Annotated in this window: 1 protein-coding gene; it reads left to right on the forward strand. The window is 70.5% G+C overall.

What is annotated here, in order from left to right; genetic code table 11:
- Positions 1-251 (forward strand): nicotinamide mononucleotide transporter (locus CVH10_RS22790; protein WP_146143317.1); only part of this gene is annotated, 251 nt, incomplete at both ends.

The following is a 251-nucleotide window of genomic DNA, read 5'->3' on the forward strand; positions in this document are numbered from 1 at the left end:
ATCGTCGGCAATCTGCTGCTGCTCACCGTGTTCCTCGGCAGCCTGTTCGGCACCGAGCATGCGGCGAACCTGCTCGGGCAGGCCGGTCGTCAGGTGATGTTCATCGCGGTGTCGATCTACGGTTGGGTGCGCTGGCGGCAGGCCCGCGACGGCGAGGGCCACGCCGTCACTCCGCGGTGGGCGTCGGGCCGGACGCGGGTTCTGCTGGTCGGGGCGCTGCTGATCGGGACGGCGGCGATCACCCCGCTGTT

It is taken from the genome of Halomonas sp. ND22Bw (assembly GCF_003011945.1).
Classification (GTDB): Bacteria; Pseudomonadota; Gammaproteobacteria; order Pseudomonadales; family Halomonadaceae; genus Halomonas; species Halomonas halophila.